This is a genomic window from Bacteroides bouchesdurhonensis (assembly GCF_900155865.1).
Classification (GTDB): domain Bacteria; phylum Bacteroidota; class Bacteroidia; order Bacteroidales; family Bacteroidaceae; genus Bacteroides; species Bacteroides bouchesdurhonensis.
Genome location: NZ_LT707006.1, coordinates 616,106 through 641,009 on the forward strand (window position 1 = coordinate 616,106; position 24,904 = coordinate 641,009).

Sequence of the window (24,904 nt, forward strand, 5' to 3'; positions counted from 1 at the left end):
CTTTAAATGATAAGTGGAATATTAGAAAGATCAGCAGCAAGAATAGAGTAGCTACTACGATAAGAGCCGTATATCTTTTGAGTAGATTTCAATGCATACATTTCTGTAATCGCTTCAATAATCCCCTCACTTGTTGAACGATCTGCTTTATAAGGCGAAGTGATAATACGTTCTTTGAACTGTTCTTTCAACCGTGTTTTGTCTTCTTCCGAATCGGTAGCCACATAGAAGGCAACTTCCGGATGAAGTTTCATTTCCTTTTCCATGTTTTCAATGAAAAAAGTGAGAGGGCTATGCTGAATAGAAGCAGTATTGTCGGTCCGCCTGATATGAATCCCGACAGTATAGTCCGGAAAGTTTTTTATCCGTTCCATGATCCGGGCTTGTATCTGTTCATTAGGTTCAAAAACCTTCAGCATATTGGGAGCATCATAAAACTTTGCCAAATGAATGAGGTAGACGAACTTGCCTTTTTTAAAATCAGTGAAGATATCTTGTGGATTTTTATATCTGTAGATATCTTTTTCATAAATACGATAATCGAAAGCTATCATTTGCCAGAAAATAGGAAACCAGAAGTTTTTACGACGCGGTTTATCGAGCATCAGGTAATCATACCATTTGCCATCTTTGATTTCCACATTTTCGATTGTGGGTGAAAGCTTGAATAGAGAATGAAAATCGGCTCCCATTCCCCAATCCTTGAACCACACTATTTTTAATGGAATAGAGTGTGCCTGACAATATGCTATGGCAGAAGTGATTGCATATATTCTGTTAGCAAGTCCTCCGATGGGGATTAGAGTTAATTTATCCATATATCTTTTATTTTTTTGAACGTCCGGATAGATATTTTATGCTCTCTTTAAAAATGGCCACTTTGCTAAGCCACATAATAAGTGAATAGATAGCGATAGCTAGTATTATTTTTGCAATTAGCATGAGATAGATATTACTGATTCCTATCGTTATATAATATGTGGCTACCATAGTGGCAGTTCCAACTCCGGCAAAAGGTACGGTGTCTTTCAATGCATTCCACAGACTGAGACGTATCTCCTTCCATATAAAATATTGCCAGACACCCAGCCAAATGATGTTAAGCACAACAAACAGCATTAACATGATATGAATTCCGTATGGATAGGCAAGTAACATGATAATTAGTTGTAAGACACATAACAATATTGAGTTCCACATAAATATATTAGGCTTTTCTTTGCTAAGAATCAGCCTGGAGTACAAAGAGATAACAGGCATAAATGCTCCCCATACACACAGAATCTGTAAAATAGGTACACAGGATATCCACTTGTCAGTAATGGTAATAATGATAAATTCTTTAGCTATCAACGCTAGCCCAAACATTGCAGGAAAAGAAAGGAAAGAAGTGAAACGCAACATTTTACGAAATACGTTTTGTTGTCGTTCCGGATCATCAGCTACTTCTCTCAGAACGGGTTGCGCTACGCTGCTTATCATTCCCTCTATAGCATTGTATCCCATGTAATTCCACTTACTGGATTGTGTGTAGTTACCCACTTCTGCCTTAGTATAAAATGCACCAAGTATGGTAGATACAAGATTGTTATTAATTTGTTGGAAGATGCTTGTAACGAGTATTTTGCTACTGAATCCGAAAATGCCTTTTAATGGCCGGAAATCAATGCGAAAAGTGGGCCTCCAAGGAGAAAAGTGCCAATACCAGAGATTAATGGTAGCAATATATACAAGATTTTGTGTTGCTATCCCCCAATACGACATCCCATTGTATGCCATGATAATCCCTATCGTACCGGATAGAATGAGAGCGGGTAATTGTGCCATTGCTCTCTGTTTTATCATCAGATTACGAAGAAAATATGCATTGTGAACAACGGAGGTGCTTGACATTAAAAAACCTAAAAAAACATATCTGGAGAGCCATATAAGCTCTGGAGCGTTGAAAAAATCGGCAATAAGCGGAGCACAGAAAAAGAATATGATATATATAGACGTTCCAATACTTAAACTGCACCAGAAAACAGCATTGTAGTCTTCTTGTGTAACATTTCGTTTATTGACTAAAGCTGTTACAAATCCACTGTCTTGAAGCGTACTGGCTATGGCAATGAAAATAGCGAGTACCCCGTACATTCCATAATCGGTATTATCTAATAAACGGGCAATAACAATTCCGAAGAGGGCACTCAGCAGTTGCTGTAGTCCACTGCTGAATCCTCCCCAGAATATTCCTTTTGCTGCTTTCTGCTTCAGTGACGGTTCCGGCATGCTTATTTCACCTCACTCCCAGGTTTCACCTCACGTCCCGGCATGATCACAGCCAGACTACCATCATTGTTTTCAGCACTTAGAATCATGCCTTCGCTAACGATGCCTTTCAACTTGCGTGGAGCCAGATTGGCAATAAAGCAAACTTGCTTGCCTACCAATTCTTCGGGTTGATAGTGTTTGGCAATACCCGACACAATAGTCCGTGTTTCCAGTCCGTCGTCAATCTTGAATTGTAATAGTTTGTCTGCTTTGGGCACCTTTTGACATTCAAGAATAGTCCCCACACGAATATCTAGCTTCATGAAGTCATCAAATTCAATGTTCGGACGTATTGGATTTGCTTTATAATTAGCTTCTTCGTTTGCTTTTTTTGTATCAAGTAACTTTTGTACCTGAGCCTCGATCGTTGCATCTTCAATCTTCTCGAAAAGTAATTCCGACTTGTTCAATTGATGGCCTTCCGGAAGCAAATTGCTCCGTCCAAGTTCAGCCCAATCAAAGTTATCCATATTCAACATCTGACGTAGTCTTTCCGAACTAAACGGAAGGAATGGTTCGAAGGCAATAGCCAGGTTAGCAACTAGTTGAAGAGCAATATTCAAAATGGTGCCTACACGCTCCATATCAGTCTTAGCTAACTTCCAAGGTTCAGTATCAGCGAGATATTTGTTACCAATACGTGCTAGATTCATGGCTTCTTTTTGTGCATCACGGAATTTGAAAATATCAAGTAGTTTTTCAACTTCTGCTTTTACATCAGCAAATTCCTTTAGTGTATCTTTGTCATAATCTGTCAGTTCACCGCAAGTTGGCACTTTTCCATCAAAATATTTTTGAGTCAGTACCATAGCCCGATTTACAAAGTTACCATAAACGGCTACCAATTCATTATTATTACGTGCCTGAAAGTCTTTCCAGGTAAAATCATTGTCTTTAGTTTCCGGTGCATTAGCAGTTAATACATAACGGAGTACATCTTGTTTATCGGGAAAATCAATCAGGTATTCATGCAACCATACTGCCCAATTTCGTGAAGTTGAGATTTTATCACCTTCCAAATTCAAAAATTCGTTGCTTGGAACATTATCCGGCAGGATATAACTACCTTCCGCTTTCAACATAGCAGGAAATACAATACAATGGAATACAATATTATCTTTTCCGATAAAATGAACCAGACGAGTTTCGGGGTCTTTCCACCAAGTTTCCCAACTGTCCGGCAAAAGTTCTTTCGTGTTGGATATATAACCGATAGGAGCATCAAACCATACATACAGTACTTTACCCTCAGCACCTTCGACGGGAACAGGAATACCCCAATCAAGATCGCGGCTCACCGCACGTGGCTGCAAGCCCATATCGAGCCAACTCTTGCACTGTCCATATACATTCGGCCGCCATTCTTTATGGTCTTCCAGAATCCATTGACGCAACCAGCCTTCATGTTTATCAAGAGGAAGATACCAATGCTTGGTTTCTTTCATGACTGGTTTACTTCCGCTAATGGCACTTTTAGGATTAATCAGATCTGTTGGTGACAAGGAAGTACCGCATTTTTCGCATTGATCACCGTAAGCACCTTCTGCGTGGCAATGAGGACATTCGCCGGTTATATAACGGTCGGCAAGAAACTGATGAGCTTCTTCATCATAATATTGCTCAGAAGTTTTTTCAATAAATTCTCCTTTGTTATAGAGAGTTTTGAAAAAATCCGAAGCCAGTTGGTGATGAGTAGGCGAAGTAGTCCGGCTATACACGTCAAATGAGATACCAAATTCTTTGAATGATTGCTTAATGAGCGAATGATAGCGGTCTACCACATCTTGCGGAGTAATTCCTTCCTTTTTTGCACGGATTGTAATAGGCACTCCATGCTCATCTGAACCTCCAATAAACAGTACATCTTCTTTTTTCAACCGCAAATAGCGTACATAGATATCTGCGGGTACATATACACCTGCCAAATGACCAATGTGGACAGGTCCGTTAGCATACGGCAATGCCGATGTGACAGTAGTTCTTTTGAATTTCTTTTCCATTATATAGTGTGTATTTTGTTATTTTTTATAGCACTTGCTTTTATAATAATGTGCAAAGATAAGGAAAATCTGACATCATTAGATGTCTTTGAAGGGAAGATTACTTTTTTATCATTGAAATAAGTCTCATATTTTAAAGAAATAAGGGCTTTAATTGAAAGTTCCGAATATAAACCCGAAAGTTCTACAATATAGATTCAAAGTTTACAATTGTAATTAAGCTTAATAACAATAGTTCGTTAAGTTTTGAATTAACAACTAAAAAGTAGGTCAAGTCCTACCAATTCATTATATTAAGGGTTCCTACATCCTGAAAAAAATGAATCTGAACGAACTTGACCAATATCTTGAGATAATAAATAATTTGCTGAGTCAGTCAGCTGCAAAGATAAACAAATGGCGTGAGAAATTTATGCTTGAAGTACTACTTTTATATCTGATTATCCCCGGTAGGATTAATTTCCTTCAACTGGGTCGTTATGGTCGCTTTTGCGAACAACGCTATCGTCAGCAGTTTGGTCGCAAGTTTGACTGGCTCTGCTTCAATGCGACTTTGGCTGAATCTCAGATAAGTAGCCGTGTTGCTATCGCTTTCGATCCGAGTTATATCAGCAAGTCAGGGAAATGCACTCCCTATCTGGGCCGTTTTTGGTCCGGTTGTGCAAAAATGGCTAAGCATGGTCTTGAAATCTCCGGTATAGGTATTATTGATATGGATCTTCATACCTGCTTCCATTTGGAGGCCGTTCAAACGCCGCCTGTGAAAACCTTGGAACAAGCTAAATGGACATTGATAGATTGGTATTTGCATGTACTTCGTACCCGTAAGGGAACTCTTCAGCAGCTGACCAAGTATGTAGTTGCCGATGCTTATTTCTCTAAATCCACTTTTGTGGATGGTGCCCTGGATATAGGATTCCATGTCATCAGTCGTTTTCGGGATGACGCTTATTTCCGGTATCTGACGATGGAACAACCTACGGGTAAAAAGGGCCGACCTAAATTGTATGATGGTAAAATTGATATGAAACACTTGGAAGAGGAACGTTTTGAAATTATTCAGTTGGAAAAGGGAGAGGGACGAATACTTTCAGCAATCGTCCACTCCCGTTCCTTAGGGAGAAATATTCGATTGTGTATTTGGGAAAGTGATGACAAGAAGGTGCGTAAGTTATATTTCTCTACGGACACGCAGATGAAAGCGATGGATATACTGGATTATTACAGGACTCGTTTTCAAATTGAATTTTGCTACCGGGATAGCAAGCAATTCACAGGGCTGACCGACTGCCAAAGTCGCGACTTGGACAAACTGCATTTCCACTTTAACGCTTCATTGACCAGTGTAAATCTGGCAAAAGTGAAAGCCTTGGAGAAGGGAACTGTTCTATCAATGGCATCTGTAAAGGTGCTGTGCCACAATCTTTTTCTTATGCAACGATTTATTTCCGTGTTAGGGATTAATCCTAACGAGGAAATAAATCGAAGACTATGGGAAGAGGGAGTGAAATTTGCAGCAATTGCTGCGTAAATGTTAATTAAATATTTAACGAACTATTGTAATAAGAAACATATTTTCTATTAAGGTAAAGCAGTAAGAAATAACCGATTGTTCTCCGCTGATTAAGTAAAGATAAGAAGACCTTATTACATGTAAAATAATTGAAAGCATCTACTTAACTAATAAAACACGTGTAATCTATTGATTGAATACTTATTTTGTTTTTCAATTTTAAAAATAAGCATTCATAATTCGCATTATGTCATGTTGGGAATAAAAAGGGTTCCATAGTATCATAGAAGAGACTTTTTGAATGATAAAAGATATAACGTCTGGAATGTTTGGTTGAAACAAATTGAAATTATTAAACACATATAAATTCTATTGATTGAATTAAATATTTGTCAATTCTATTTATTGATATGATGAAATTATGCTCGCTTTAATATATAGATATTATAAAAGTAAATACATGTAACGTGATTTTTATTAACCTTTTTAATTATTTAATTTATGAATAGACACTTAATTTACATGCTAGCATTATGCAGCATGTTAGTGACTGGCTGTAAAGACGATACTAAAGACCCGACAGTGTGGGATACTACACCATGTGATCCGTCAAGGCCGGTTGAGTTTAAGGATTTTACTCCTAAAGAAGGTGGCGTACGTACCAGGCTGTATATCAGTGGTTCGAATTTTGGTAAAGATGAGAGTAAAATTAGTGTAACTATTGGCGGACAAAAAACACCCGTTATTTCTTCAAATGGTTCAACTCTGTATTGTATGCTTCCTGGGCGTGCATATGGCGGTGTCATAAATATTGTGGTCAGAGACAAGGACAATAAGGTTGTGAAGGACTATACATTTGACGAAGCTTTCAACTATCACTCCAAAACCGTGGTAGGTACCTTATTGAGAAATGTCGATCCGAATACGAATGCACACCCGTTTCAGGACGGAGCTTTCTCCGAAGGGGCAGGACTGCCTTATTCCGACTGGATGATATTTGATCCGAAACCGACAGATGGTGACAAGATTATTTTCACCATCAATTATCAGGGAGGTAACGAAGCAATTCGCACGATTAATCTGACTAAACAGGAGATAAGTACGATCTATACGGGAGCCCGTTCGCCTAAAATGCAGACCTTCGAGTTCTCTGCCGATGGCGATACTTTACTGATTCCCGACGATAATGGAAAGGGCACTATGGGTAATGTAGAAATGACTAATATCTGGTACGCTCTTCGTTCTGAAAACTTCAGTAAGTTGCGTCCCTACTGTTATGGACCGTGTGCTTATGCTGTGGCTTATATGCCGGATGGAACTATATTCTATACGGTTTATCCCAATGGATCAGTTCTAAAGATGGATCGCGGTGCACAGGCAACTCCTCCCTATATTGACAGAAAATGTGAAGTAATGTGCTCCATGAATCAAGTTTCTGCAGATAAAGGACGGCAAATTAAGATCAAGGCACATCCCGATGGTAAATATGTACTTATTTTCAGTATCCAAACAGGTGCTATTTATAAGTGTGAATACAATGCAGCAGGACATCGACTGAATGGTATTCAACTTTATGCCGGTGATTATGGCAGCAAAGATAATGCGAACAATATTCAGGAAGGTGTAGGTGCTCAAGCGCGTTTTGCAAGACCATGGGCAGGTTGTTTTGCATATAATCCTAAATATGCGGATCGTCCCGACGGTGATATGTACGATTTTGTATTTATGGATCAAGTGGCACATTGTATGTGGAAACTTACTCCGGACCAAGTTGCCACTATTATCGCCGGACGTAGTAATTATACGGTTGATAATAAATTTGATGGATATATTGATGGCGAGCCGTTACATGAGGCACGTTTCAAAGCACCACGTGCCTGTACCTATGATCCGGAAGAAGAAACTTTCTATTTGGTAGATAATGGAAACCATTGTATTCGTTATTTGAGAACCGAATAATACTATATACTATAAAAACACAGATGATATGAAAAAAATATTTTTACTGTTTTGGTTGGTGATAGGATGTATGAATGCCTCCTATGCTCAGGAACAACAAATAGAAGTAACGGGGGTTGTCACCGACAATAATAAGGAGCCACTTATCGGAGCGAACATTACGGTGAAGAATATGCCGGGATTTGGAGTGATGACTGACATAAATGGACGTTATAAAATCAAAGTAAGTGAATATGCCACTTTGGTATACTCTTATATAGGTTTTAAAACTCAAGAAAAAATAGTGAAAGGGAATAAAGTAATCGATGTGGTGTTGAAAGAAGACGAAGCTAATGTACTTGACGAAGTAACTATCACCGGTACTGGTGCGCAAAAGAAAATTACGGTGACAGGTGCAGTGACTACAGTCGATGTTTCCCAGTTAAAAACTCCCAGTGCCAGCATCACGAATGCACTAGCAGGTACCGTTCCAGGCATTATGGCTCGTCAGACTTCCGGCCAACCGGGTGAGAACTTTTCCGAGTTCTGGATTCGCGGTATTTCCACTTTCGGAGCGGGTGCCAGTGCACTGGTTTTAGTCGATGGATTCGAACGTAGCTTGAATGAAGTAAACGTAGAAGACATTCAAGATTTCTCGGTATTGAAAGATGCTTCCGCAACTGCTATTTATGGTTCTCGTGGCGCAAATGGTGTTGTATTAATCACTACTAAGCGAGGAAAAGAAGGTAAAACGAAAGTGAATGCAAAAGTGGAGACTTCTTACAGTACACGTACTAAGACTCCAGAATTTGTAGATGGTGTAAAATATGTACAGATGGTAAATGAGGCGTTTACTACACGTAGTAAGCCAGCACCATATACGGATGAAGACGTAGAACTTTTCCGTAACGGACTTGATCCGGAACTTTTCCCGAATGTAAACTGGATGGATATGATTCTTAAAAAAGGTGCTCCTATCTATCGCGCTACAGTCGACTTGAGTGGTGGAGGTACTACTGCGCGCTACTTCGTTTCTGCCAGCTATGTGGATGAAGGTGGTATGTATAAGACGGACAAAGGATTGAAGGAATATGATACTAATGCGAATTATCGCCGTTGGAACTATCGTATGAATATAGACTTGAATCTAACCAAAACTACTTTACTCAAGGTAGGTGTAAGCGGCTCGCTGGATAAGAAAAACCAACCGGGAGGAACAGCCAGCCAGGTTTGGATATCTGCTCTTTCATACAATCCTATTGCTACCCCAGTGAAATATAAAGATGGAAAGTGGGCTGCGCAAGGAACAAACAATCAGATAAACCCATGGTTTTTGGTTACTCAGATGGGATATGCTGAAAATTGGAATAATAAAATTCAAACTACGATCAATCTGGAGCAAGATTTGAAGTTCGTCACTAAAGGTCTGAAATTCATCGGACGTTTCGGCTATGATACCAATACTTATAATAGCAATGCACACCGTAAATGGCCTGATATGTGGAGAGCGCAAAACCAACGCAACGGTTTTGGACAATTGGAACTAAAAAAAGTGGTAGATGAACAATTAATGAAGATTACGCCAACTTCAACTGGTGACCGTAAGGAATATCTGGAAGCGGAGTTGCATTATAACCGTACATTTGGGGATCATATAATAGGTGGAGTCATGAAATACACACAGGATAAGACGGTAAACACTTCTGAAAATCCTACACTTAATGCTATTCAAGGCATTCAAAACCGTCATCAAGGTTTGGCCGGACGCTTCACATACGGATGGAAATACCGTTATTTTGTTGATTTCAATTTTGGTTATAACGGATCAGAGAACTTTGCTACCGGACACCAGTTTGGTTTCTTCCCGGCTTATTCCGCAGCATGGAACATTGCAGAAGAACCAATTATCAAGAAAAATCTCAAATGGATGAATATGTTCAAATTACGTTATTCATACGGTAAAGTAGGTAACGATAATCTAATGGAAGGTAGTACAAAGATCCGTTTTCCTTATCTGTCAACGTATAAAACAGCTGACAAATATGGTTACTATTTTGGTGATGTGAGAACTGAGTCCTTTAGCGGTACATTCTATCCAGGATTGACTTATAGCAATTTTGCCTCTAATGGCATTACATGGGAAATTGCTAAAAAGCACGACGTTGGTATCGATTTCTCTATGTTCAACGACAAATTTAGCGGTACTATCGACTATTTTCACGAACAACGTGACGGAATTTACATGAAACGTACTTTCTTACCTTACAGCACCGGATTGTTAGAGTACTCTCCGTATGCTAATATAGGATCTGTCTTGTCAAGGGGTTTTGACGGCAACATTGCTTATAACCAGAAGTTTGGAGATTTTAATCTCACATTTCGTGCCAATATGACTTATAGTAAGAATGAGATTAAAGAATACGATGAGCAATTCAGCCACTTTGACTATAAGTATAAAAAGGGCTATCGCGTAGATCAACTGCGAGGATTGATCTCCGAAGGTTTGTTTTCCAGTTATGATGAAATCCGTAACAGTCCTAAACAGACGTTTGGAGAAGTAGCCCCAGGTGATATCAAATATAAGGACGTGAATGGTGACGGAGTGATTGACGGTAATGATGAAGTACCTATCGGAGCTACGACTAAACCAAACCTGATCTATGGTTTCGGTTTGTCAGCTCAATGGAAAGGATTCGATTTCAATTTACATTTTCAAGGAGCCGGCAAATCATCTTTCGCTCTCTACGGGTCTGTCGCTTATCCTCTTAGCCAAGGATATTGGGGAAATATCCTGAGTGATGTAGACGGTAACTATTGGTCATTAGGTACCAATGAAAACCCGAATGCCAAATATCCACGCTTGAGCTTTGGAGGCAATGGTAACAATTTCCGTTCTTCTACGTATTGGATGCGCGACGGTTCTTATCTTCGTCTGAAGAATCTGGAATTGGGTTACACATTGCCTACAAGGTGGATGAACCGTATCTATTTGAATAAAGTTCGCATTTATTTCATGGGAACCAATTTGCTAACATTCTCCAAATTCGACCTTTGGGATCCGGAAATGGGTAGTGGAACCGGTGAAAAGTATCCTTTGAGTAGAACCTATACGCTTGGGTTGACTGTTAACTTATAAAACAAAATATCATGAATAGAAAAATATATATATTATTAGCAGTGTCCGTAATGACGTTTGGATCGTTTTTCACTTCTTGTAGCGATTATTTAAATGTAGAAAAGCATTTCGCTGACACGCAGTCTGAAGATAAGATATTTACAGATAGAACTTATACGATGCAATGGTTGTCTTATTGTTACTGCCGATTAATGGGAGATAATATAGAAGTCGGTCATAGCCGTTTCTGCCCGCAAAACTTTGCGGACGACCAAGTGTTTAGTGAAACCTATGGACGTTATAAAGCCTACAAGCTGGGAGAAATCGGATACGGTTATTCATACAGTGGTTATTATCAGAATTCTTGGAAATGGGCTTACGCTGCTATCTATCAGGCTACCGTTTTGATTAATAGAATAGACGGAAATATTGACCTGACACCCGAAGAAATTTCTGATGTAAAAGGGCAGGCTCGTTTCTTACGTGCATACTTTTACTGGTTAATGATGAGAAGATACGGTCCGGTACCCATCATGCCGACGGGAGGCGTGGATTACGGAAAAAGTTACGAAGAACTGAGTTATCCACGTAACACATACGATGAGTGTGTGGAATTTATTGCAGAGGAGATGAAACAAGCTGCCAAGGAACTGCCGGAGAAACGCAATAACTTGAATATGGCACGTCCCACCCGGGGAGCTGCACTAGCGGTCCGTGCCAAAGTATATCTCTATGGAGCCAGTCCGCTTTTTAATGGAAACACTGAAATGTCAGATTTCCAAGACAAGACCGGGCGCGTGCTGATCTCTCAGGAATATAGTGAAGAAAAGTGGGCGAAAGCCGCTGCTGCTGCGAAAGATGTGATAGAAGGCGGATGGTATCAGTTGTTTACGAGAAAATTCCGCGATAGTGAAGTTGCCGGTGATTATGCGAATCCTAAAACAATCAAACCTCCTTATCATCCGGTTTATTCGGAAAAGAATTTCCCGGAAGGATGGAAAGATATCGACCCGTTTGAATCATATCGATCGACATTTAGCGGTGAAGTCAATTATTACAATAACCCGGAGATTATTTTCAGTCGCGTCACTAATAGGGCAGAAGGCGACCATGATTATTTGGTAGATTACTGTGATGTAATTGATTTAGTTAAACATCAGATACCAAATTCTGCAGGTGGATATAATATGCACAGTATGACCATGAAACAATGCGATGCTTACGATATGGCAGACGGTAAACCTTTTGACCGTGAAACTTGCTTATCCGGTTTTGCCAGTGCTAAAAATAAAAAAGACCGACCTTATGATAATCTAGAAGATGGAGTTTGGATGGGATATGCCAATCGCGAGCCTCGTTTTTATGCATCTGTGGGTTATAATGGTGCAAGATGGAACTGTACGAGTGCTTCGGATAATTCTGCATCTGATGTAATCAACAAGCAAGTATGGTACTATCGTGGCAAGCCGGACGGACGTGCCAATAATAGTGAACGTTGGCTGGTTACCGGTATAGGCATCAAAAAATATGTTCATTCGAATGACTGTATGAATCATGGTGGAAATATACTTGCTAAACTGGAACCGGCTCTTCGTTATGCCGATATATTGGTATCTTATGCAGAAGCTTTGAATGAAATAAAAGATGGTAACAGTTATGAGATTGAGTCATGGGATGGCAGCAAAACACATGTCATCAGCCGTGATATTAACGAAATGCGCCGTGGTATAAAACCCGTCCGTATGCGTGCCGGAGTACCTGATTTTACTGATGATATTTACGGGAATCGCGATCTGCTATTTGAAAGAATTGTACACGAACGTCAGATTGAATTCTTTGCTGAAAGTCAGCGTTATTATGATTTGCGTCGTTGGAAGATTGCTCCGGAACATGAAGGTGCACAGATCTACGGATGCAACGTGATGATGGACGAAGCGAACAAAGAAGCCTTTTATGTGCCTGTCAGAGTAGCAGGAGTACAAACTGCTTTCTCCCGCAAACAATACTTCTGGCCTATGAACTATGATGAGTTACAACGAAATAAGAATATGACTCAGGCACCCGGATGGCAGGATTACGATTAATAAATCTAAGTACATAAAAAAATATAATATGAAGAAATTATATATATTAGGAATGATGTTAGGAGTATGTGCTGTATTCAGTTCATGCAACGACGAATGGAAAGACGAATTATATGTGGAGATGGTATCATTGAAAGCACCGTTAGGCAGTCAGGGAGTACATGACATTTATGTACGTTACCAATCTGACGGTTCCGGCTCGTTTCTGTTGCCAGTCATTGTGAGTGGTTCACGGGAAAACGCCCGGAATATAGATGTGAAAATCAGTGTAGATAACGATACGCTTGATACTTTTAATCGCGAAAAGTACTTGGACCGCAATGATTTGTGGTATCATCAACTTCCGGAACAATTTTATTCGTTCCCGACAAATGGAGTTTGCCATATTCCGGCCGGGAAAAATACAGAGACATTTGCCATTGACTTCAATTTGAAGGGATTGGACTTGAATGAGAAATGGGTACTTCCATTAACCATAGACAAAGATCCGTCATACGTGCAAAATATCCGTAAAGGATATCATAAAGCCTTACTGAATCTTCATTTATTCAATGACTATTCCGGAAGCTACGCATCGAATGCCGTGAGTGTTTTTATTGGTGAAAGTACAAAAGATCCCGCAACTGTAGCTACTCGCGAGCTACGTGTTATAGACGACAGGACAGTGTTCTTCTATGCCGGAACTTGGTGGGAAGAAGATGAGAAACGTAATCAATATAAAGTTGGTGTCAGATTCGGAGAGGGGACAATTGATGAAGACGGAGTTGAGACGGGACCGATTGAAGTGTTTGCGGTAGATCCAACAAATCCGACTCAAATCGAACCATTTGGTAGTTGCCATTATCGTAGAAGCGTAGAACCGCATGCGACTCTGCCGCATATCGAAAAGCATACTACGACCATATACCTGAATTATTATTATACGGATAATACATCTGATCCGGATCATCCGATTCGTTATCGCGCTACCGGAAGTATGGGTACACAACGCTCTATCAATACGTTGATACCGGATCAAGATCAGGCTATTCAGTGGTAATTTCCGACTGAGCTATATATAAGATGATTATATGTAGTATCACTAAGGAAAATTTCTGAAAAGATAATGTATTCCCCAAAAGGTGGATAAGTTGGATACTATAGATTTTGGCAAAGTATTCGGTACGCTATCGGATTCTTTACCAAAATCTATTTTTATTCATATGATACAACATTTGCTCGTTAAACCTTCCATCCATTTTTATACAGCAATAACCGCAAATTCAATTTCCTCTTCCCATGTAGTCGTCGATTTATTTCCGAGCTCAGTTTTCCATATCCACAATTTTCATGATATTATAAGTGATGAGCAGAAGTATTAATAGATTAGTTCTTCTCCTCCTATTACAAACTTTATTTTCTTTAATAGTAAAGTTGTTTTTATTAATTTGTAAACTATAAATGGAAGTTGCAGTTATATAAACAAAAGTTGCGGTTATATAAATTCAACTTCCATTTATATAACCGCAACTTCCGTTTATAGTTTATTCCTAACAAAAATAATTTTTCTATCAGGGGAGAAGAAGTTAGGTATTAAAGAACAGAAAGTTTGTTATTAATGAAATGTATGTTTACTATTAAGGAGTTTAAAAGGTTATCCGCATCCATAAAACGAAGAGGATAATGGCAAGAACCGGCAAAGGTGATAGGTGATAGAGAAGGTGATAGGTTGATTTCCAACCTATCACCTCTTGCAAGTACGATGAATAGGGGGATATAGAAAATTGGTGATAGGTTGATAGAGAAAATGATGTTTTTTCTAGTAGAGTTATATTAAGAAGTAAACCCTAATAGTTTGTTAATAACATTTAGGGCTTACTTCATATGTTCATGTCTTGCAGTATTTACTAAAGACTTACCACTGAATAGCTTGATCTTGATCCGGAATCAACTTATTAACCGAACGTTGCATAGACATGTTACCTGTAACTCGGTAAAGAATTGGATTGGCCGGATCTGAAGTGACATCCGTATAATAATAATTCAAATACATCACCGTAGTATGTAATTCTATATACGGTTGAGTCGGATGCGGTTCCACGCTTCTACGATAACGGCAGTTACCAAACGAACTGATTTGAGCTTCATTAGCAGCATCACCAGCTCTAACAGTCAGTGGACCGGTAACCACTCCATCCGCATCCTCAGTTCCTTCACCAAATTCAACAATCACTTTATATTTGTCGCGGTGCTCATCCTCTTCCCACCAAGTTCCGGCATAGAAGAAAACCGATTTATCGTCCACTACCCGAACATCACGGGTCCCTGCCGTGGCAGGATCATTACTGCTTTCTCCCAAATAGACATTCATGCCCGTTGCAGAGTAAGTGCCCGAGTAATCATTAAAAAGATGAAGATTCAACAATGCCTTATAATATCCCTTACGGATATTCAGCTCATAAGAAGGGTCTGTCTCAATTGTCAGCGGGAGTACCCACTTCTCATTCAAATCCAGTCCTTCCAAATGAAAGTCGATGTCATAGGTTTGGACGTCCTTTCCTGCGGGAATACGGCAAACTCCGTTTGTCGGGAATGAATAAAATTGCTCTGGCAATTGCTTGTACCACAGGTCCCTGCGGTCCAGATATTTCTCTGTATTCAGAATTGCGAGAGTATCATTATCCACACTGATTTTCACGTCTATATCCTTAGTATTAGCTTGAGAACCGCTGACAATCACTGGTAATTGAAACGAGCCGCTACCATCAGGCTGATAGCGTATGTAAATATCACTCACGCTATTATTGCCGTTCGGTGCTTTGAAAGAAATCATCCTTGTAAAAAGCTCGTCTTTCCATTCATCGTTACATGAACTGAATAAAGTACATGCACCCAATATGATTCCTAAAATATATACTTTTTTCATCTTGTATTAATTCATTATTTATATTACATCTCTTAATCGTAATCTTGCCATCCCGGAGCTTGAGTCATGTTTCTATTCCGTTGCAACTCATCATAGTTCATAGGCCAGAAATATTGTTTCCGAGAAAAAGCGGTTTGGACTCCGGTTACTCTGACCGGCGTGTAGAATGCTTCTGCATGTTCCTTATCCATCATTACGTTGCAACCGTAAATCTGTCCTCCTTCATGTTCCGGAGCAATCTTCCAGCGACGTACATCATAGTAACGCTGACTTTCAGCAAAGAACTCGATCTGACGCTCATGTACGATTTTATCAAAGAATGCGTTTCTATCTCTATATACGTCATCATCATAGTCAGGTACTCCGGCACGCATACGGACAGGTTTCACACCACGACGCATTTCTTCGATATCGCGACCAACGATGTATGTGGTACTTCCGTCCCATGATGGAATCTCATAGGTAGTTGTTAAATTGTTCAACGCTTCCGCATAAGAAAGCAAGATATCTGCATAACGGAGAGCGGGTTCCGGCTTCTGTGTAATGCTTCCGCTGTTATTGGCACAGTCGGACGGATTGATATATTTCTTTATACCAATACCGGTAACCAGCCACCGCTCGACACTATTGGAACGCCCGTCCGTTTCACCGCGATAATACCACACCTGTTTGTTTATAACATTGGCAGCACCGGTACCTGTGGCACTTGTACAGTTCCACCTCGCGCCGTTATAACCTACAGACGCGTAGAAACGTGGTTCACGGTTAGCGTATCCCAGCCAAACGCCGTCTTCCAGATTGTCATAAGGGCGATCTTTCTTATTATCACTGCTTGCAAAGCCAGTCATACCGGTTGCACGGTCGTATGGCTTTCCATCCGCCATGTCATAAGCGTCACACTGTTTCATTGTCATGGCATGCATATTCCAACCACCGACAGATGACGGCATTTGATGTTTTACCAACTGCACTACATCGCTATAATCTCCCAGATTATCAAAATCGGCAGCGGCATCGTTTACGACACGACTGAAGATAATCTCCGGATTATTGAACAGAAAGACCTCCCCATTAAATAATGAACGATAAGAGTCAAATGGGTCTATATCTGCCCATCCGTCAGGGAATGGTTTGTTTGAAAACTTTTCATTATATGGGGGCTCGATAGTTTTTGGATAAGAATAATCTCCCTTGGCTGCCGTTTCCCGTTTTTTAACCGTGAATAGCTTATACCAACCACCCTCTATTACATCTCTAGCCGCTGCCGCCGCTTTTGCCCATTTGGACTCATCATATTCTTGTGGAATCAATACGCGTCCAGTCTTATCTGTAAAATCAGACATCTCCGTATTACCGTTCGCCAATGGGCTGGCCCCATAAAGATAAACCTTGGCACGTACCGCTAGGGCGGCTCCCCGGGTGGGGCGGGCAAGATTCAAATTATCCCGTTCTTCTGGCAACTCTTTGGCTGCTTGCACCATTTCCGAAGTGATAAATTCTACACACTCATCATATGTGTTACGCGGATAACTCAGTTCATCGTATGGCTTGGTATAATCAACGCCTTCGGTCGGTAGCAAAGGTATTGGTCCATATCTTCTTAACAACATCCAGTAAAAATAAGCTCGAAGGAAACGCGCCTGCCCTTTCACATCTTGAATCTCTTCCGGGGTAAAGTCTTGATTGACGTCTATTTTATTAATCAACACTGTCGCTTGATAGATAGCCGCATATGACCATTTCCAAGCATTCTGGTAGTAACCGCTGTATGAATAACCATATCCGATCTCTCCCAGTTTGTATGCCTTATAACGGCCATACGTTTCACTGAACACCTGATCGTCTGCGAAGTTTTGCGGACAAAAGCGGGAATGGCCCACTTCTATGTTATCACCCAATAAACGGCTATAACAATAAGAAAGCCACTGTAGTGTATACATATCATCGGAGAATATTTTATCTTCGGATTGTGTATCCTCAAAATATTTCTCTACATTCAGAAAATCGGAGCAGGAAGTGAAGGACAGTCCGCAAGCAACAACTGCCATTCCCAGCAATAAGTGTATTTTTTTCTTCATAGTATTCTATTTTATAAATTAACAGTCAATCCTACTGTATAGGTTCTGGATAAGGGATATTTTTCTCCTGTTGCGCTACCCATTTCAGGGTCCCACAACTTAAAGCCGGAGAATGTCAGCAAGTTGGTTCCCATGAAATAGATACGCATCTTATTTATATATAAGTTTCTTGTCCACCTAGTAGGAAGTGTATAACCCAACTCCAAATTCTTCAGACGAAGATAAGAACCGTCGCGCATCCAATAAGTAGAATTTTGGTAGTTGTTGTTATTGGGTCCGAAAGTCAGACGTGGATATTTCGCATTAGGATCTTCATTGGTACCTAAAGACCAATAATTTCCCACCACATCGGTCAGAATATTTCCCCAATATCTACTACTGAGAGGACGGGCAACTGTCCCATAGGTTATGAAAGAAGATTTTCCCGCTCCTTGGAAATGTACGTTAAAGTCGAACCCATTCCACTGAGCCGAGACTCCGAATCCATAAATCAGGTTCGGTTTGGTGGTAGCACCGATAGGTACGATATCATTGCTGTTAATCACTCCATCGCCATTAATATCTTTGTACTTGATGTCACCTGGGGCTACGTCTCCAAATGTCTGCTTCGGACTGTTACGGATGTCATCATAGTCTGTAAACAGTCCTTTCGAAATTAGCCCCCTCAACTGGTCTACGCGGAATCCGCTGTAAAGGGTATAGTCATAATGGCTGTAAGCCTCATCATACGCTTTGATTTCATTTTTACTATAGGTCATGTTGCCGCGGAAGGTAAGATTGACTTCACCCAATTTCTGATTGTAAGAGATGTTCCCGTCGAACCCCTTTGATAAAACGGATCCCACATTGACATACGGAGCATCCTCCAATAAACCAGTACTGTACGGTAAAAATGCTCGCTTCTGATAAATTCCGTCACGCTGTTCGTGGAAGTAATCTATGGTACCGCTGAACTTGTCGTCGAACAGAGAGAAATCAATTCCGACATCGTGCTTTTTCGCAATTTCCCATGAAATGCCTCTTGAGGCAAAATTATTAAAAGTTAATCCCTGATAGAAAGCGGAGGGAGAAGTAGAAGTACCTATATCCCCGTAATAATAACCGTATATATCATTGGTCTTATACGATGACAAATAGGGGAAACGTGATGATAAATAGTCGTTGCCTACCTTGCCGTATGAATAACGGAGTTTGAACATGTTCATCCATGGAAAAATCTTTTTAATAATTGGTTCTTCTGCAATGTTCCATGCTGCGGAATAAGCCGGGAAAAAACCGAACTGATGTCCGGTAGCAAAGTTTTCCGAACCGTTGTAACCAAAGTTGAAATCAAAGAAATAACGGTATTTCCATCCATAAGTGAAGCGTCCGGCTAGTCCTTGATGACGACGTTCAATAGCTTGAATTGCGTTTTTCTCAAGGTTTTCAGAGGTATTTACTGTCTTATCTTGTGAATATTTTATAACGCCACCCACCATATGATCACCGAAGGTACGGTCATAATGCAATTCAGCTTCCAGATACTCTTTACGTTCACCTGTCGAATGAGGATTAACTACCATCAATTGTTCGTCTACTACCTTGTCATATTCCAGCTCCCCTAAAGCATTCCGCTTATTCTGTGCCTTCCACATGTCAGGCCATTTAATATGTGAGTTGGTGTTATAAGTATTAGTATCGTATCCGAACCGTCCGTAGAACTTCAGTCCTTGGGTGATAAACTTCAAGTCTTGTTCCAGATTAGCGGTACTTTGTATCTTGTTGTTCCATTTTTCCTGATATCCCATCTGCGTAACCAACATCCATGGATTAATTTGGTTATTAGTACCCTGTGCAGCCCATTTTCCATCCTTGTATCTTACTGGAGTAGCGATGGGATTGTATGAGAGTGCAGAAATCCATATCTGACTAGCAGACCCTCCCGGTTGATTCTGTTTATCCAATGAACCGGATATGCCGACTTTCAACAAGGTAGTCTTTGTCAGATTTAGGTCGATGTTCATACGATAATTCCATCGGCGGTAGTTGGCATTAGTGTTGTATTTTTCTAGTCCTTCATCCGACTTGTACATACCTCCTTCATCCACATAGCTGGCGGAAACAAAGTAACGGGCAGTGGTACCTCCACCGCTTAAATTAAGCGTAGCGCGATAGATGGGGGCACCTTTCTTAAGAATCATGTCCATCCAATCCACATTCGGATAGAGCTCCGGATCTAACCCGTTCTTAAAGAGCTCAACTTCCTCATCTGTATAAGGAATTGGCTGACTACGGGTGGAGAAAGCTTCGTTCACCATATTGACGTAGGTCACACCGTCTACAAATTCCGGAGTCATGGTACGTGTACTATAAGAGGTCTCTACTTTCGCGTCTATTTTCGTTTTTCCTTCCTTTCCACGCTTGGTGGTAATCAACACAACACCATTTGCTCCGCGGGAACCATAAATAGCTGTCGCGGAAGCATCTTTTAAAACAGAAAAGTCTTGAATATCCTCTACATTGATTTCGTTCAGACTACGTTCGAATCCATCGACCAAGACTAGTGCACTGGAACCTGCTCCAAACGTAGAGATACCGCGTATCCAGAATTCGGAGATGTTTTCACCTGGTTGTCCGGAAGTCTGACGTGCCAAAATCCCCGGCACATTACCGGCTAGGGCATTTGTAATACTGGAGGTAGGGGTCCTTAATTGCTCCACGTCCACCGTGGTTACTGCACCGGTGACGGTAATCTTCTTCTGTACACCGGTACCTGTAACGGTAACTTCATCCAATACATTATTTTCATCCTCTTTCATGACAATGTCAATCACTTTCTTGTTTTTTACAAACACTTCTTGTGATGTAAAACCTACATAAGAGAAAATCAATGTGGAGTAGTCGGGTACTTTTATCTTATATTTACCATTGACGTCAGTCATCACACCGAATCCCGGCATGTTTTTCACGGTAATGTTTACGCCAATAAGAGGCTCATTGTTTACATCGGTAACAGTACCCATCACTTCCACTTGTTGTTGCTCCTGCGCATAGGAAACGCCGACATATCCTGTCACCAACAAAAACAGTAAAAATAGTTTTTTCATATTACATGTGTTTTTATAGTATTATTCGGTTCTTAGATAACGGACACAATGATTTCCACTGTCACCGATATAGAATGTCTCCTCTTCTTCATCATAAGCTATAGATTGTGGGTTGTAGAAACGTGCCTCGTGTAACGGATCGCCATCGATATATCCATTGTAAGTATTGTCCGCTGTGAAATTACTACGGCCTGCAACGATGCTGGCGATTCCTTCCGGGGTGATTTTCCAGATACACTGCCCCCGCTGGTCGGCTAAATAAAAATCATAAATATCTTCTCTACCCTCTTGCACATATTGGGGATTCTTTACAAAATCACCACACCAGGGAAGTCCGAAACGAGCCAGTGAACCAGCCCCTTCTTTCACATCCGCTGCTGATCCAGCCAATGTAGATCCCGCTACAAGCGTAGGGCTTCTAAGCATTTTAGCTACGGGATCATATTCACTTTTATAAACGCCACCTTCATAACGGCTGAATATATAAACGAATTTTCCACTCGGATGTGCCCTCATCTTTACTTGGCGACCCGCGCTTCTAAGAAAATCGAAAGCGACGGTGCCGCTTCCATCTATGACAGGCACTCCGCTATTACGTACCAGTTTCATTATCGACGCATTTGGATAAGTAGCAAAGAAAATAGTTCCGTCCGGCATATATACCAAGCCATAAGTACACGAACTATAAGAATACGCGCGTAATTTCTGAAAGCCTTCCGAACGCAATAAGTAATGGATGTTAGGCATTGTAATATCGCCCTTAGTACCTCTACCATTATCATCAGCAATCAACAATGTATCACCATCTGCCGAGAAAGTAAAAGTCTGCATTTTGGAAGATCGTGAACCTGCATAGACCGTTTTTACCTCCTGTTTAGTCAAATTAATCATGCGGATACCCTCACTTCCACCACTGAAATTAGAGGTGAAGATTATTTTGTCACCATTATCCGGTTTGGGATCAAACACCATCCAGTCGCTGGTCGGGACTCCAGCACCATCGGCAAAGGCACCGTCTTGGAACGGGGCAGCTCCGGTTTGGGAATTGTAGTTTCTCAACAATGTTCCTACGACCACCTTAGACTGATAATTGAAACGTTCCTCGAATGTATATTCTGTGACAACATTGCCATCTTTGTCATTAATAACGACTTTAATGTCACCGTCGTAAGCACGCGCTGGAAGCATACAATGAATTTTTGAGCCATCAGATGCAATTACCGGTGCCTTATGCCCTCCTATCATCACATGAATCCTGCTTTCATCCGTACCAAAATTTGAGCCTGTGATGTACATTCTAGTACGTACGCCACCTTCTTTGGGAGTAAAGTCTATAAACTCCACTGGCTTTGACGGATCACAAGGTTTGAGGTCCCACACGCTGGGATCCTTGAAATCGTCTTTACAGCCGATCATAAACAAACAACACATAAGTGCTACAATCAGGTGTTTATCCATAAATTAAATAATTAAAAGGTTAATAAAAAGGTATATTATTTTAATATGTATTTACTTTAACACAGTACTCTTTCCACATATTTTGGGATCTTACTTGTCCCAACCCAAACATTCCAGACGTTATATCTTTTATCATTCAAAAAGTCTCTTCTATGATACTATGGAACCCTTTTTATTCCCAACATGACATAATGCGAATTATGTCATTAAGTTATAGTATAGACACCTCAATAAATAAGTACCCCAATCTTTCTGCATATTTTTTCATATTTCTTTCAGAAAAAGAATATATTTGTACTTACGTTAAATAAAACCTGTAGACGATATGATAACAACCCAGTTACTGTGTCCCAAAAGCATTGTTGTAGTAGGGGCTTCGAATAATATACATAAGCCAGGTGGTGCTATATTGAAGAATCTGATTAACGGAGGATATTGTGGAGAACTTAGAGCAGTGAATCCAAAAGAGAAAGAGATACAAGGAGTTCCTGCTTTTGCTGATGTAAAAGATATACCAAATACAGATTTGGCTGTATTGGCTATTCCTGCAGCTTTATGTCCGGATGTAGTCGATTTGTTGGCAAAAGAAAAAAAAACAAGGGCTTTTATCATTCTTTCTGCTGGATTTGGAGAGGAAACACATGAAGGAGCCTTGCTTGAACAGCGGATCTTGGAAACTGTCAATCAATATGGAGCATCTTTGATCGGTCCTAATTGTATTGGATTAATGAATACTTGTCATCATAGTGTTTTCAGTCAGCCTATTCCTAATTTAAATTCAAGGGGAGTGGATTTAATTTCCAGTTCTGGAGCTACAGCTGTATTTATTTTAGAGAGTGCCGTAACGAAAGGATTACAGTTTAATTCCGTCTGGTCAGTAGGTAATGCGAAACAAATAGGGGTGGAAGATGTGCTTCAGTTCATGGATGAGCATTTTGATCCGGAAAGGGATTCCCATCTTAAATTACTTTATATTGAGAGTATTAAAAAACCGGATAGGCTGTTATTCCATGCTTCTTCTTTAATTAGGAAAGGCTGCAAGATAGCAGCTATTAAGGCAGGAAGTTCGGAAAGTGGAAGTCGTGCAGCTTCTTCGCATACAGGGGCAATTGCCAGTTCAGATTCAGCAGTTGAAGCTTTATTCCGTAAAGCAGGCATTGTTCGTTGCTTCTCACGTGAAGAACTCACTACTGTAGGATGTGTCTTTACTTTGCCGGAATTGAAAGGGAAGAATTTTGCCATCATAACTCATGCGGGTGGTCCCGGAGTTATGCTGACCGATGCTTTAAGCAAAGGTGGATTGAATGTTCCCAAACTGGAAGGAGAACAAGTGGAAGAGTTGAAAGCACAGCTTTTTCCTGGTGCTTCTGTTGGTAACCCAATCGATATTCTTGCAACCGGAACGCCAGAACATTTACGTACCTGTATTGATTATTGTGAGGAGAAATTTGAGAATATAGATGCAATGATGGCTATCTTTGGTACGCCAGGATTAGTGACAATGTTTGAGATGTATGATGTACTTCATGAGAAAATGCAGATTTGTCGCAAACCTATTTTCCCAATTTTACCATCCATAAATACTGCTGGAGCAGAAGTGGCGGCATTTCTGGCAAAAGGTCATGTAAATTTTGCAGATGAAGTGACATTAGGGACAGCTCTGTCCCGTATTGTGAATGCTCCTAAACCTGCAGCACCCGAGATTGAATTGTTCGGAGTAGATGTGCCGAGAATTCGTCGTATCATTGATTCTATTCCGAACGATGGCTACATCGAACCGCATTATGTCCAAGCCTTGCTTCATGCCGCAGGAATCTCGATTGTGGATGAATTTGTTTCTGATAAGAAAGAAGAGATTCTTGCTTTTGCCCATCGTTGCGGGTTTCCGGTTGTTGCTAAAGTAGTAGGTCCGGTACATAAGTCAGATGTTGGAGGAGTTTCCCTGAATATTAAAGGAGAGCAATATCTTGCGTTAGAATTTGACCGGATGATGAGAATTCCCGAAGCTCGTGCAGTGATGGTACAACCCATGTTGAAGGGTACTGAACTGTTTATCGGTGCAAAATATGAAGAGAGATTTGGTCATGTAGTACTTTGTGGATTGGGAGGTATTTTTGTAGAAGTACTGAAAGATGTATCTTCCGGTTTGGCTCCACTCTCTTATGAAGAAGCATATTCTATGATTCATTCTTTGCGTGCTTATAAGATTATACAAGGAACACGTGGTCAAAAAGGGGTGAATGAAGATAAGTTTGCAGAGATTATTGTTCGTTTGTCCACACTTCTCCGGTTTGCAACAGAAATTAAAGAGATGGATATAAATCCGCTTCTCGCTACAGATAGGTCTGTTATAGCCGTTGATGCACGTATCAGGATTGAGAAAGGAGATATGCAATAGGGTTTATATCTTTGTC

At 40.4% G+C, this 24,904-nt stretch carries 13 protein-coding genes; 6 read left to right on the forward strand and 7 right to left on the reverse strand.

Annotated features, from left to right (window positions below; genetic code table 11):
* Positions 1-2 precede the first annotated feature (2 nt).
* Genes CZ225_RS02360 through metG form a run of 3 tightly spaced genes read right to left on the reverse strand, consistent with a single transcriptional unit; the run spans position 3 to position 4,313 of the window.
* A complete protein-coding gene (locus CZ225_RS02360) occupies positions 3-818 on the reverse strand; it encodes an O-fucosyltransferase family protein (RefSeq protein ID WP_077152840.1) in 816 nt (271 codons plus the stop codon).
* A 7-nt stretch (positions 819-825) separates the two neighbouring features.
* On the reverse strand, positions 826-2,271 hold the full coding sequence (locus CZ225_RS02365; protein WP_077152841.1) for a lipopolysaccharide biosynthesis protein: 1,446 nt from the start codon (positions 2,269-2,271) through the stop codon (positions 826-828).
* 2 nt (positions 2,272-2,273) lie between these two features.
* Positions 2,274-4,313, reverse strand: coding sequence for a methionine--tRNA ligase (gene metG / locus CZ225_RS02370; protein ID WP_077152842.1), 2,040 nt, complete (start codon positions 4,311-4,313; stop codon positions 2,274-2,276).
* A 319-nt stretch (positions 4,314-4,632) separates the two neighbouring features.
* Between metG and CZ225_RS02375 the strand changes: the two genes are divergently transcribed.
* From CZ225_RS02375 to CZ225_RS02395, 5 genes are all read left to right on the forward strand, one after another.
* Positions 4,633-5,844: a transposase gene (locus CZ225_RS02375; RefSeq protein ID WP_077152843.1), complete on the forward strand. Its 1,212-nt coding sequence runs from the start codon at positions 4,633-4,635 to the stop codon at positions 5,842-5,844.
* Between the two features lie 483 nt (positions 5,845-6,327).
* Complete coding sequence (locus CZ225_RS02380; protein WP_077152844.1) at positions 6,328-7,785, forward strand: IPT/TIG domain-containing protein; 1,458 nt, start codon at positions 6,328-6,330, stop codon at positions 7,783-7,785.
* A gap of 28 nt (positions 7,786-7,813) precedes the next feature.
* On the forward strand, positions 7,814-10,900 hold the full coding sequence (locus CZ225_RS02385; RefSeq protein WP_077152845.1) for a SusC/RagA family TonB-linked outer membrane protein: 3,087 nt from the start codon (positions 7,814-7,816) through the stop codon (positions 10,898-10,900).
* Between the two features lie 11 nt (positions 10,901-10,911).
* Positions 10,912-12,963, forward strand: a complete 2,052-nt coding sequence (locus tag CZ225_RS02390) for a RagB/SusD family nutrient uptake outer membrane protein (protein ID WP_077152846.1) — start codon at positions 10,912-10,914, stop codon at positions 12,961-12,963.
* A 28-nt stretch (positions 12,964-12,991) separates the two neighbouring features.
* Positions 12,992-14,002 carry a DUF4973 domain-containing protein gene (locus CZ225_RS02395; protein WP_077152847.1) on the forward strand — a complete coding sequence of 337 codons (1,011 nt, stop codon included), beginning with the start codon at positions 12,992-12,994 and terminating at the stop codon, positions 14,000-14,002.
* 855 nt (positions 14,003-14,857) lie between these two features.
* Here CZ225_RS02395 and CZ225_RS02400 read toward each other — a convergent pair.
* From CZ225_RS02400 to CZ225_RS02415, 4 genes are read right to left on the reverse strand one after another with little or no spacing between them, the layout of a single operon-like run.
* Positions 14,858-15,868 (reverse strand): DUF4973 domain-containing protein, encoded by a 1,011-nt coding sequence (locus CZ225_RS02400; RefSeq protein WP_077152848.1) that lies wholly within the window; start codon positions 15,866-15,868, stop codon positions 14,858-14,860.
* A gap of 32 nt (positions 15,869-15,900) precedes the next feature.
* Positions 15,901-17,946, reverse strand: coding sequence for a RagB/SusD family nutrient uptake outer membrane protein (locus tag CZ225_RS02405; RefSeq protein ID WP_077152849.1), 2,046 nt, complete (start codon positions 17,944-17,946; stop codon positions 15,901-15,903).
* 11 nt (positions 17,947-17,957) lie between these two features.
* Entirely contained in the window at positions 17,958-21,032 is a 3,075-nt protein-coding gene (locus CZ225_RS02410; RefSeq protein WP_077152850.1) for a SusC/RagA family TonB-linked outer membrane protein, read from the reverse strand.
* A 21-nt stretch (positions 21,033-21,053) separates the two neighbouring features.
* Positions 21,054-22,490: an IPT/TIG domain-containing protein gene (locus CZ225_RS02415; RefSeq protein WP_077152851.1), complete on the reverse strand. Its 1,437-nt coding sequence runs from the start codon at positions 22,488-22,490 to the stop codon at positions 21,054-21,056.
* Between the two features lie 325 nt (positions 22,491-22,815).
* Between CZ225_RS02415 and CZ225_RS02420 the strand changes: the two genes are divergently transcribed.
* Positions 22,816-24,888 (forward strand): acetate--CoA ligase family protein, encoded by a 2,073-nt coding sequence (locus tag CZ225_RS02420; RefSeq protein WP_077152852.1) that lies wholly within the window; start codon positions 22,816-22,818, stop codon positions 24,886-24,888.
* The last annotated feature ends 16 nt before the right edge of the window (positions 24,889-24,904 follow it).

Excerpts from the sequence above, each read along its gene's own strand:
- CZ225_RS02360 (WP_077152840.1), bottom strand. The coding sequence starts at position 818 with ATGGATAAATTAACTCTAATCCCCATCGGAGGACTTGCTAACAGAATA.
- CZ225_RS02365 (WP_077152841.1), bottom strand. The coding sequence starts at position 2,271 with ATGCCGGAACCGTCACTGAAGCAGAAAGCAGCAAAAGGAATATTCTGG.
- metG (WP_077152842.1), bottom strand. The coding sequence starts at position 4,313 with ATGGAAAAGAAATTCAAAAGAACTACTGTCACATCGGCATTGCCGTAT.
- CZ225_RS02375 (WP_077152843.1), top strand. The coding sequence starts at position 4,633 with ATGAATCTGAACGAACTTGACCAATATCTTGAGATAATAAATAATTTG.
- CZ225_RS02380 (WP_077152844.1), top strand. The coding sequence starts at position 6,328 with ATGAATAGACACTTAATTTACATGCTAGCATTATGCAGCATGTTAGTG.
- CZ225_RS02385 (WP_077152845.1), top strand. The coding sequence starts at position 7,814 with ATGAAAAAAATATTTTTACTGTTTTGGTTGGTGATAGGATGTATGAAT.
- CZ225_RS02390 (WP_077152846.1), top strand. The coding sequence starts at position 10,912 with ATGAATAGAAAAATATATATATTATTAGCAGTGTCCGTAATGACGTTT.
- CZ225_RS02395 (WP_077152847.1), top strand. The coding sequence starts at position 12,992 with ATGAAGAAATTATATATATTAGGAATGATGTTAGGAGTATGTGCTGTA.
- CZ225_RS02400 (WP_077152848.1), bottom strand. The coding sequence starts at position 15,868 with ATGAAAAAAGTATATATTTTAGGAATCATATTGGGTGCATGTACTTTA.
- CZ225_RS02405 (WP_077152849.1), bottom strand. The coding sequence starts at position 17,946 with ATGAAGAAAAAAATACACTTATTGCTGGGAATGGCAGTTGTTGCTTGC.
- CZ225_RS02410 (WP_077152850.1), bottom strand. The coding sequence starts at position 21,032 with ATGAAAAAACTATTTTTACTGTTTTTGTTGGTGACAGGATATGTCGGC.
- CZ225_RS02415 (WP_077152851.1), bottom strand. The coding sequence starts at position 22,490 with ATGGATAAACACCTGATTGTAGCACTTATGTGTTGTTTGTTTATGATC.
- CZ225_RS02420 (WP_077152852.1), top strand. The coding sequence starts at position 22,816 with ATGATAACAACCCAGTTACTGTGTCCCAAAAGCATTGTTGTAGTAGGG.